This window comes from Caldimonas sp. (assembly GCF_046291045.1).
Classification (GTDB): Bacteria; Pseudomonadota; Gammaproteobacteria; order Burkholderiales; family Burkholderiaceae_C; genus Caldimonas.
The window spans coordinates 1-10,670 of record NZ_JBKBSL010000060.1; the positions used below are offsets into that span (position 1 = coordinate 1).

Below are 10,670 nucleotides of genomic sequence, written 5' to 3' on the forward strand. Positions count from 1 at the left end.
CTTGGTCCTTGTTGAAAATGCCGACAAGGAGCAAGGTCAGTAGTAGCGCCGGTGCCCGGCCAGCAGCCCCAGCATCAGCGTGCCCAGCACGTCGCGCTTGTGGGCAGCGTTGCCGCTGCGGTACTCGAGCGGGCAGCTTGCCACCCAACGGTCGAACACGCCGGTGGCGGCCAGGAACTCGGCGAAGAACACCAGCTGGCCGTGCGGTGTGGCCGCCGCGCCCTCGTCCCAGCGCACGTGCATGCGCCCGCCCAGCATGTCCACCACCTGCGGCGGCTGCTCGCCGCCGCCACCCCCTCGGCGCATCGCCAGCGCCTTGCGTCGTGCTTTACCCATATGGTGAGTGCGCCGCGACCCGACGAAACCGCGCCAGTGCTTGCTCAACGGGCGATCGCGGGCGGTGAACTGCCGGATTTAGGGTTCACCGAGCTGCGCTGGATCACGGTGCAGACGGCGCCACGCCATTACCCCTTCTGAGCGTCACTGCGGCTGAAAGCCCGTCTTGCGGATGATCTCGGCCCAGACCTGGCGGTAGGCCGCCTCGCGCTGGGCCAGTTGCGACCCGCTCATGAAGCCCACGTCCAGGCCCCATCCGGTCAGGCGCTGCTTCACCTCGGGCTCGGCGATGGTCTTGGCCAGGGCCTGGGCGAACTGCTCGAGCACGGGCTGGGGCGTGCCGGCCGGCGCGAAGATGCCGTAGTAGGGCAAGTCTTCCAGGCCCTTGAGACCCAGCTCCGAGAAGGTGGGCACATCGGGCAGCACGGCCTGGCGCCGACCGCCCAGCACCGCCACCACGCGCAGCTTGCCGGCCTTGTGGTGTTCGATGAAGTCGGGCACCGAGCCGGTGCCGGCGGCGATCTGGTTGCCCAGCATGTCGCCGATCATCGGTGCGCTGCCCCGATAGGGCACGCTCACCAGGTCGAGCCCGTAGCGCTCGCCCATCACCTTGACCAGGAACTCCGGCGTGGACGCCGGCGCGGGCACGCCGATGCTCGCCTTGCCCTGGCCCTGCGACTTTACCCAGGCGACGTACTCGTCCACGCTTTTGGCCGGCGTGCCGGCCGACAGCGCAAAGGCGTTCACGAAGGTGGCGAAACCCGCCACCGGCACGAAGTCGCGCGCCGAGTCATACCCCGGGTTCTTCACCACCATGGGCAAGATGGTGATGGTGTGGTCGTGCGAGATGAAGAAGGTGCTGCCGTCCGGCGGCGAGGCTTTGAGCGTCTGTGCGGCGATCTGGCCACCGGCACCGGGCTTGTTCTCCACCAGCACCGGGCGGCCGAGGTGCTCCTTCAGCCGCTCGGCCAGGGTGCGGGCGATGGCATCGGTGCCCCCGCCGGCCGGAAAGCCCACCAGCAGCTTGATCGGCGGCTGCGACTGGGCATGGGCCACGCCGGTGGCCACCAGCGCGGCCGCGGACAGCGCCGCCAGCAGCAAGCGACGGACGGATCGGGATACGGGGGCACAGGGCATACGCGACTCCGGCAGCAGGTGAGGACAGCCGCCCACTGTAAGAGATCAGCGCATGAATTTGCCATCGGGGCCAACGATGGTGATTTCCACCCAGTTCGAGCCGTGGTGGTTGGTGGGGCTGAAGTTGAGCGGGTTGCCCCCCAGCTCCCAACCGCGAATGCCCTGAATGGCCCGCACGATGGTCTCGGGCGTCACGTTGGGCGCGGCGCGGCGCAAGGCTTCGATCAGGAAGCGGCCCGCCAGGTAGCCGCCGTAGCTGTTGTAGTTCACTGGCACATCCGCCGCGGCGGCCTCGCGGTTGAAGTCGCGCGCCATCGGGTTGACCTGACGCCAAGGATAGGGCACCACCTGGGTCATGGCCAGCCCGCGGGCCTCGGCCCCCAGGGCCGGCACGGCGCTGGCGGCCACCGACAAGGTGTAGATCGGCACGTTCAGCCCCGCCTTGGCGGCCTTGACGAAACCCACCACCGACGGGCCCACCGCGATCAGCAACACGGCCATCGGGCGGGCCTGCGAGATCGTGCCCACCGCCTGGGCCGAGGTGCTGCCATCCACGGCCAACGGGGCGGAAGCCACCAAGGTGGCCCCCAGCTCCTTGGCAGCAGCCTCCACCACCGGCATCATCAGCTTGCCGAACTCGTTGTCCTGGAAGGCCACGCCGATGCGGTCCATCTTCAGCGTGACCAGCGTGCGCAGCTGGTGCTCCACCTCGTCCTTGAAGCTCGCCTGCGAGGTGAACAGGTAGGGATGGTGGCGTAACCGCAGCACGTGTGCGCCGGTGTAGATCCCCACCAGCGGCACGCGTTTTTCGGCGATGTAGGGCAAGATGGCCGCCACCCCGGCCGTGCTGCCCAGACCGGTGAGGGCCACCACCTTCTCCTGCTCGACGAGCTGGCGCACGTTCTCCACGGTGCGCTGGGTGTCATAGGCATCGTCCAGCAGCACCAGGCGGATGCGCCGGCCGTTGAGGCCGCCCTTGCGGTTGACTTCCTCGATGGCCAGCCGCCCCCCCGCCAAGGCCCCCTGAAACGCCACGGCCACCGGGCCGGTCTGCGGTGCACTCTGGCCCACGACGATGTCGCCTTCCTGGGCCCCCGCAGGCCAAGCCCAGGCCCCGCCCACGGCTGCAGCCGCGCCCAGGATCAATCGGCGTCGGGTGGTACGAACGGGTGTCATCTTGGCCTCCTTCTCGAACGTCGCAGCCCCGGGCAGGCCGGCCGGCCCGCCCCAATGTGTCAAAGTGTCACAGAAGTGCACGACCGTTCATATCCGGGATAGTCATGTCGAGCGTGACGGATGCCGCAGATTCACCCCCTGAACCGGCCCTTCATTCGCGGGGGTGCCGGGATCGGTGCGATCTGCGGGTTTCTCCGGAAATGCTCCAAATTTGTGCAGGGAAACCCCTAGTGCACCGCCCACGGGCTTTCCTTACAGTCGCCGTACTCGCTGCAGGTCAGGCCCGCCAGGCTTGGCGCTGCACACGGCGGGGGACTGAGGAGACACAGAGAAGCACGCGAACAGACGCGGTGACGCGCACAAGGAATGTCACAATTCGAGGGCGCCGGCCACAAGCCGGCGCCCTTTGTTTTGGGGCTCGCCCACGCCATCCATGCTCGAATTCCTCGTGGTCACGCTGGCCTCGCTGCTGGCCGGTTTTGTCGATGCCATCGTCGGCGGTGGCGGCCTCATCCTGGTGCCGGCCCTGTTCGGGGTGTTTCCAGGGGCCGCCCCGGCCACGCTGTTCGGCACCAACAAGGGCGCCTCGGTCTGGGGCACGGCCTGGGCCACGCTGCAGTACAGCCGGCGCGTGACCCTGCCCTGGTCGGCCCTGCTGCCGGCCGCCGTGGCGGCACTGGCCGGCGGCTTCCTGGGGGCCTGGGCCGTCACGCAGGTGTCGGCCGAGGGCCTGCGCCGCGCCTTGCCCTTCATCCTGGGGGCCGTCTTCCTCTACACCCTGGCGAAGAAGGACCTGGGCCGCGACCACACCCGCCACCACCAGGGGCACACCGAGGCGCTGCTCGCCTCACTGATCGGCCTGGTCATCGGCTTCTACGACGGCTTCTTCGGCCCGGGCACCGGCAGCTTCTTCGTCTTCCTCTTCGTGCGGGTGCTGGGCTACGACTTCCTGCACGCCTCGGCCAGCGCCAAGCTGCTGAACACGGCCACCAACCTCTCGGCCCTGGCCCTGTTCGCCTGGAAGGGCCACGTCTGGTGGCACTACGCCCTGGTGATGGCGGTGGCCAACGTGGTGGGCAGCCTGCTGGGCACGCGCCTGGCGCTCAAGCACGGCGCCGGCTTCGTGCGCGTGTTCTTCATCGTGGTGGTGGGCGCGCTGATCCTGAAGACGGGGTGGGACGCCTTCGGCCCCGCGGCCTGACGTCGGCGGTGGCGATCACAGCCGCCCTGGCTGGGTGGTGACGAAGCGCACCGTGCCATCTTGAGCGACGGACGTGAACGGCAGCCAGATCGTGAACACCGCACCGCCGTCGCGCTGATTGGCTGCCCAGATGCGACCGCCGTGGGCTTTCATGATGCTGCGCGAGATGGTCAGGCCCAGGCCGGTGCCGCCGGCGCCGTCACCGGTGCGCGAGGACTGCGTGAACGGCTCGAAGATGGCCTCCAGCTCGGCCTCGGGAACACCCGGCCCCTGGTCACACACGCGGATGCTGGCACCACGCCCATCGATCCCCAGCACGACGCGCACCTGGCTCTGAGGCGGGCTGAAGCGCAGGGCGTTGGCCATCACATTGCGGATGACCTGCGACAAGCGGAAGCGGTGAAGGGGCAGGTAAAGCGGCTGCTGGGGCAGCTCCACCTCCAGCGTCACCTGACGTTGTGCCGCGATCGGGGCCATTTCGTGCGCCACCTGGCGCACCACGTCGCACAGGTCCTCGCTCTGCAGGACGAGATCCTGCAGCGACGATTCGAATTTCGAGATGTCCAGCAGTTCGTTCACGAGGGTGAGCATGCGCTGCCCCGAGGCGTGAATGTCCTCGAGGAAGCTGCGCAGCTTTTCGGGGGTCGTCGAGCGCCGCAGGGCCAGTTCGGAGAACCCGAGGATGGACTGCAGCGGCGTGCGCAGCTCGTGGCTGACATTGGCGATGAAGCCGCTCTTGACGTTGTCGGAGGCCACGGCGGCATCGCGCGCCTTGGCGATGGCGCGCTGCGCGGCAAGGAAGTCGGTGACGTCGTGCACGCTGCCCACGATGCCCAGCATGTGGTTGCCGCTTCGAAGCGCGGCCTTGGTGATCACCACGTCGCGCAACTGGCCGTCCGCACGCCGCAGCTGCAGTTCGTAGCTGGTCTTGTCCCGGCCGTGCTGCAAGGCGATGTCGTGCGCATCGTTCACCTGGTGCTCTTCCTCGGGCTGCAGATCGCTGCTGCACCGTCCGATCACCTGCGCCGCCGAGAGGCCGGTGAACTCCTCCCAGGCGCGGTTGACGGCCAGGAACCTTCGCTGTGCATCCTTCACGAACAAGGGCTCGGGCACGATCTGCAGCACGGTCTGGCTGAACTCGAGCTGCCGCTGAAGCTCGCGCCGCGCCTTCTCCCGCTCGGTGACGTCGACGGCAAAGCCCACATAACCTGCCGTACGAACGCCCGAGGGTTCGACCCAGGACAGCGACAGCTCGACGGTGGGAGCCGTCTCCTTGCGGGAGACCAGCTGCACCGTCAGCACCGCCGGCTCGGAGGCCGAGCGGCCCTGCTGCGCCACCAGGCGCGTGACGGCGGAGCGGAACTCCGGCTGGACGAGCTCGGCGAGCGGGCGGCCGTCGATCTCCTCGCGTGACAGACCGGTGAGCTCGCTCCATCGGCCGTTCGCCGTCACCACATGGCCCAGGGGGTCGGTGCGGAACATGATCTCGTGCAGGCCCTCGACCAGCAATCGAAGATCGCGCTCGCTGTGTGCGATGCGTTCGTTGGCCTTCGTGAGCCTTTCGCCCAGCAGGCGCAGGCCCCGCAGGTTGCGATAACCTGCCAGCGCAGCCCCTCCGATGAACAGCCAGGCCAGTGCCACGGCCACCGTGATCCGTGTGGCACGCTCTCTCCAGATGGCCAGGGCCGCTTCCACGGGCTTCTCGACGATCACCACCAGCGGCCACGTGCGCGATGCGCGAAAGGCCTGCACCGCCTGCGCGCTCAGCACGCCAGGCCCGATCAGGTCGGCGTGCTCGCGCTGCGGCAGATAGTCGACAAAGGCGGGGTGACCCTGCAGCGACGGTGCCTCCAGGGCGGACCACGGGGCCTCGACATCGGCCACGAGCACGCGCCCCTGATAGTTGGTCAGCGTCACCGCATGGCCGGAGGTGGCGGCCACGAGATGAAAGTGGTTGGCCAAGACGCTTGGATTGAGGGCTGCGACCAGGTAGGCCCCCTCGGCAGCCGCATCATGGCGCACCTTCTGGACCAGCAGGATCATGTCCAGTGGCGATGCCGCCGCCTCGAAGCTGTCCAGGTCGCGCCCCTTGAACAATCCTCCGAGCACGGCGGCTTGGACCTGAGCGGCCACCTCCAGATGCCGCGGATCGATCCGGGCTTCCAGGTTGACCGGCTGCGAGCTTGCAAGGACGAGGCCCGTGGCATCGAGCAACGACAGGCTGCGGACCAGCGGCTGCCCCTGGGCCGCCTGCTCCAGCAGCACGGTCACGCGCAGGGCCTCCGACGCCTGCACCGCCTCCGACAAGGTCCGCAGCAAGCGATCCAAGTGATCCAGCGACCGCGTGACGTGATCTTCCAGGACGCGTGCCACCATGGCCGCACTCTCGCGTTCCCGATCAAGCGTGCTGGCGCGGTCGTAGTGGAGGAACAGTGCCGCCATGACGGCCACGACGCATGCCGTCACGCCCCCCAGGGCGACGGCCAGCCAAGGGGGCAGCCATCGCGGGAGCAGTCGGTAGGGAGAGGTCCGGTGCGCCATCGGCCATCCTAGCGGCGCACCACGATCTCGCTCAAGCCATGCCGGCGTGCAGCGGTCTCGAGAGTGCCATCGCGGCGGATGCGCGCAACGAAGGCGTCGATCACGGCTCCCCAGGCCTCGTCCCCGAGTTCGCTGGCGTAGCCGTAGTCGAGCACGAAGAAGGGCTGGGGCGGGGAGATGAGGCGCGCCCAGTCGGCGTTGTCCAGCAGGCGGCGGCTGTAGGGATAGTCGGTCATGAACACGTCCACGCGGCCGGCCTCCAGCTCCTGCTCGCGAGTGGCCGGGGGACGCACCACGACCATCTCGGCCTGCTTGAGCGACTCACGCATCACGGGCTCCATGAAGGTGCCGGCCTGCACGGCCACCTTCACGCCGGCCCTGTCGATGTCAGACCAGTTTCGCACCACGCGGGACGTGCGCATCGTGATGGCGTAGATGCCGCTGGACAGATAGGCCGGCGAGAAGCGCATGACCTTGGTGCGCTGCGGCAGCTTGCCCACGGCGAACATCGCCACGTCGCAGCGGCGCTGCGTGACGTCCTGCACGAGCGTTGCAAAGGAGGACTCCACGTACCGCAGGGTGACACCCAGCTCACTGGCGAACTCTTTCGACAGGTCGATGTCGATGCCGCTGAGCTCCTGCGTCTTCGGGTTGCGGTAGGTGATGCCGTAATAGTCAGGCCAGATGCACACGCGCAGCTCGCCGGAGCTGCGCACGCGCTCGAGGGCCCCGGCGTTGGCGGCCGCCGCGGTGGTCAGCAGGCCCAGGGACAAGCCGGCGATCAGGATCTTCAGGTTCATGACGTTCACAGGCGCACGACGCGCCGGTTGGGTTGAGCCGGCGCCTGCCGGCACTGTGCCAGACCGCAAGCGTCTGGCGCACTGGAGGAGTCGAAGGATCGTGACGGATGCCGCGCCGCCCCGCAGGCTTTCGGGGTTCATGGCCCGGCACCTGCCAGCGGAAGCCAGATCGTGACCACCGTGCCCACGCCATACTCGCTCTGTATGGCCACCCGCCCGCCCTGCAGCTCGACGATCTCCTTGACGAGCGACATGCCCAGGCCGGTGCCGGGGATGCTGCCGGAGGGGTCCGCCCGATAGAAGCGCTCGCACACGCGCGCCATCTGAGCCGCGGTCATCCCGATGCCCTGGTCCTGAACCCGGATCCCGACATGGCGCACGCCGTCGTGCAACGCCAGCGGCGTGCTCAAGCGGACCTCGCCACCGGCCGGCGAGTACTTGTACGCATTGGACAGGACGTTGAGCAGCGCCTGGCGGGTCTTCTCGGGGTCCACATGCACCACCAGGTCCACGGCCGCGTCGTCGACCTCCCACTGCACCTGCCGCGGATCGCCGGGAACGAGCAGGCTGCCCAGCGTGGTCGAGACGAGCTCGCCGATCCGGACCGGCTCGGGCTTGAGGTCCTTGCCCTGGCGCGCCTCGATGCGCGCGAGATCCAGCAACTCGTTGAGCATGTTGATCAACCAGGACGCCTGCCGGTGGATGATCTCGAGCATGTCCTTGCGGCGCTCATCGGGCACCTGCCGCCTCAGGAGCAGTTCGCTGAAGCCGAAGATGCTGGCCATGGGCGTGCGCAGCTCGTGGGCTGCCGTCGTGAGGAATTCGCTCTTCATGCGATCGACTTCGCTTTCACGCGTCACGTCCCGGAAGAAGAGGATGGTCTCGCCGGATTCGGTCATCGTGCGCCGCACCGTCCGCTTGAGCGTCCGGCGCTGGGGCCGATGCATCTCCAGGGTGACTTCTTTGTCCGGACCCGGACGGTGGTCGTCCAGGGGCACCACGATCGGATCGTAGGGTATGGACGGGTCGCACAGCTCGCTGAAGTAGCTGTCGAAGGTCGCCAGGTCGAGCACGCCGATCACCCGGTCGGCCTGCCAGCCGGTGATCTCCAGGAAGGCCGGGTTGCAGTAGGCGAGCCAGCCGTCGCCGTCGAACAGCACGAAGCAGTCCGGGCTGAGCTTGAAGATGGTGTCCAGGCGGGCGCTGCGATCGGCCAGGGCGCGGCGCGCCACCTCGCGCTGGGTCACGTCGTTGATCACGCCGATGTAGTGGGTGAGCGAACCCTGCGCGTCCGCGACCGGGGACAGCGACAGCTCGTTGAAGAAGGGGGTTCCGTCGCGGCGGTAGTTGCGCAGCGTGGTCTGCACGGGCTGGCCGGCCGCGATGGCCTCGCGCAACAGAGCCACTCCCGGTTGCGCGCGGTCATCGGCCTGGAGGATGCGGCAGTTGCGGCCGATGATGTCCTCGCAGCTCCAGCCCGTGATGTCGGCAAAGGCCGGGTTGGCGTAGACGACCGGAGCGTCGGGCCAGACCATCGAGGCGATGACCACGCCGTTGCGCGAGGCATCCAGCGCGCGATTGAACAGGCGCAGCTGGTCGTCGGCCCAGCGCTTCTCGGTGAGGTCGCGCACCACGCAGGCGTAGCAGGTGTCGCCCGCCGGCGCGATGTCGGAGATGGAGACCTCGATGGGGAAGGCCGTTCCTTCGTGCCGCAGACCGTTGGCCTCCAGCCTTGCCACGCGCACGCCTGTGGAGGACATGAGCACCCCACCGCGCACCACCTCGGCGAAGCGCGCGGCGTCCAGCGCCGGGATCAGGCGCTGCAGGGGTTGCCCGATCACCTCTTCGGGCTGCAGGCCGAACAGGGACGTGATGGCCGGGTTCACGAGCGTCACCGTCATGCGGTCGCTCAGCCCGATGAAGGCGTCGGGCATGGCGCCCAGCATCGCCGTCAGGCGTTCCTGCGCCACGCCCACCGCATCGAGCTGCGCCTCAAGCCGCAGGGAGGCCTCGTTGAGGGCGTCCGCCAGGTCGGCCACCTCTCGCGTGGGGGTATGGCCCACGTAGAAGCTGCCGGGCCGGTCGGTCAGGCGTCGCGAGAACGCCGCGAGGCGCTGCAGCGGTGCGAGGGCCCGAAGGCCGAGCGCGTAGGACAACAGGACCAGGCAGGACACCCCCACCGCCGCGGCCGCGGGATGGCTGGGCAGTTGTGATCCCATGATGGTGGCCGAGACCACCACCCCGCTCAGCAAGGCGAGGAGCTGATGGCGCAGACGCGGAAGCGTTCGGCCCATGCATCACCCTTGTGGCGGCAGCTCGAGCAGGCCCTGGAAGCTCAGAGCCTGGTCGTTGACGGAGTCGCGCAACGCGCACAGCGACTCGATGTCGCGCACGAAGATGTCCACGAGCATCGGGTCGAACGCTCGCCCGCGCTGCTGGACGAGCATGCGCAACGCGTCCTCGTCCGAATACGCCTTGCGGTAGCAGCGATCCATCGTGAGCGCGTCGAAGAAGTCCACGATCGCCACAATGCGGCCGGATAAGGGGATCGCATCGCCCGCCAGCCCGCGCGGGTAGCCCGTCCCGTCGAAGCGCTCGTGGTGGCTTGCGGCCGCCTCGGCGGCAAGCTGGAAGAGTGGGTTCCTCGAGCGGCCCAGGATCGCCGCACCGATCTCCGGATGCAGCTTCATGGTGGTGCGCTCGGCGTCATCCAGCGCGCCTGGCTTCTTGAGAACCGCATCGGGAATGCCGATCTTGCCGATGTCGTGCATGGGCGCGGCCATGCGCAGCATGCGCGCCCATTCGGCCGGACAGCCTGCCGCCAGGGCCAGGCGCTCGGCGAGGAAGCCGATGCGAACGATGTGGATGCCGGTGTCGTCGTCGCGGTACTCTGCGGCCAGGGCCAGCCGCATCAGCGCTTCATGGTGCGCCGCCGACACCTCCTGCAGCGCGAGGTTGCGCTCGCGGTACAGGCGGTGCAGGTCGTTCAGCATCCGCTCCATCTGGGAGAGCACGGCATCGGTGTCCTGCAGGCCCATCGAGGGCCCCGCCAGGGGAGCCGGGCGGGTGATGCGTGAGGCGACGGTGTCCATGATCAGGCCGGCGTCAGGAGTTGTTCGATGGTTTCGATCAGCTGCAAAGGGCTGAAGGGCTTGACGAGGTAGTTGTCGGCGCCGGCCTGCAGACCCGCTTCCCGGTCCTTGGTCTGCCCCCTGGCCGTGAGCAGCACCACGTGGATGTGACGCAACGCCGGGTCGCTCTTGATGCGCTGGCACACCTGCAGGCCATCGAGCTCTCCCGGCATCATCACGTCCATGAGCACCAGATCGGGGCGGATGGCCTGAGCCATCTTCAGGCCGAACACGCCGTCGGCCGCCTCGTGGATCTCGTAGTTCTCGAACTCGAGCGTCATGCGGATGAGTTTTCGGATGTCGGCGTGGTCTTCGACGATCAGGATCTTCTTCATGGTGGCTCCTAAG

9 protein-coding genes are annotated in these 10,670 nt (G+C 68.3%); 1 reads left to right on the forward strand and 8 read right to left on the reverse strand.

What is annotated here, in order from left to right; all coding sequences use genetic code 11:
- Positions 1–36 precede the first annotated feature (36 nt).
- The 3 genes from ACK4ZD_RS14800 to ACK4ZD_RS14810 form a co-directional block, all read right to left on the reverse strand.
- Entirely contained in the window at positions 37–336 is a 300-nt protein-coding gene (locus ACK4ZD_RS14800) for a hypothetical protein (protein ID WP_409663748.1), read from the reverse strand.
- Between the two features lie 144 nt (positions 337–480).
- On the reverse strand, positions 481–1,473 hold the full coding sequence (locus ACK4ZD_RS14805) for a Bug family tripartite tricarboxylate transporter substrate binding protein (protein ID WP_409663751.1): 993 nt from the start codon (positions 1,471–1,473) through the stop codon (positions 481–483).
- Between the two features lie 45 nt (positions 1,474–1,518).
- On the reverse strand, positions 1,519–2,649 hold the full coding sequence (locus ACK4ZD_RS14810) for an ABC transporter substrate-binding protein (protein WP_409663752.1): 1,131 nt from the start codon (positions 2,647–2,649) through the stop codon (positions 1,519–1,521).
- Between the two features lie 433 nt (positions 2,650–3,082).
- On the opposite strand from ACK4ZD_RS14810, the gene ACK4ZD_RS14815 reads away from it, so the two are divergent.
- A complete protein-coding gene (locus tag ACK4ZD_RS14815) occupies positions 3,083–3,850 on the forward strand; it encodes a sulfite exporter TauE/SafE family protein (RefSeq protein WP_409663755.1) in 768 nt (255 codons plus the stop codon).
- A 15-nt stretch (positions 3,851–3,865) separates the two neighbouring features.
- On the opposite strand, the gene ACK4ZD_RS14820 is transcribed toward ACK4ZD_RS14815, so the two are convergent.
- The 5 genes from ACK4ZD_RS14820 to ACK4ZD_RS14840 form a co-directional block, all read right to left on the reverse strand.
- Positions 3,866–6,391, reverse strand: coding sequence for a PAS domain S-box protein (locus ACK4ZD_RS14820; protein WP_409663758.1), 2,526 nt, complete (start codon positions 6,389–6,391; stop codon positions 3,866–3,868).
- Positions 6,392–6,399: 8 nt separating this feature from the next.
- Positions 6,400–7,191 carry an ABC transporter substrate-binding protein gene (locus ACK4ZD_RS14825; RefSeq protein ID WP_409663761.1) on the reverse strand — a complete coding sequence of 264 codons (792 nt, stop codon included), beginning with the start codon at positions 7,189–7,191 and terminating at the stop codon, positions 6,400–6,402.
- 137 nt (positions 7,192–7,328) lie between these two features.
- Positions 7,329–9,485 (reverse strand): PAS domain S-box protein, encoded by a 2,157-nt coding sequence (locus ACK4ZD_RS14830; RefSeq protein ID WP_409663764.1) that lies wholly within the window; start codon positions 9,483–9,485, stop codon positions 7,329–7,331.
- A 3-nt stretch (positions 9,486–9,488) separates the two neighbouring features.
- On the reverse strand, positions 9,489–10,229 hold the full coding sequence (locus ACK4ZD_RS14835) for an HD-GYP domain-containing protein (protein ID WP_409663767.1): 741 nt from the start codon (positions 10,227–10,229) through the stop codon (positions 9,489–9,491).
- A gap of 56 nt (positions 10,230–10,285) precedes the next feature.
- Positions 10,286–10,657 carry a response regulator transcription factor gene (locus tag ACK4ZD_RS14840; RefSeq protein ID WP_409663769.1) on the reverse strand — a complete coding sequence of 124 codons (372 nt, stop codon included), beginning with the start codon at positions 10,655–10,657 and terminating at the stop codon, positions 10,286–10,288.
- Positions 10,658–10,670 lie beyond the last annotated feature (13 nt).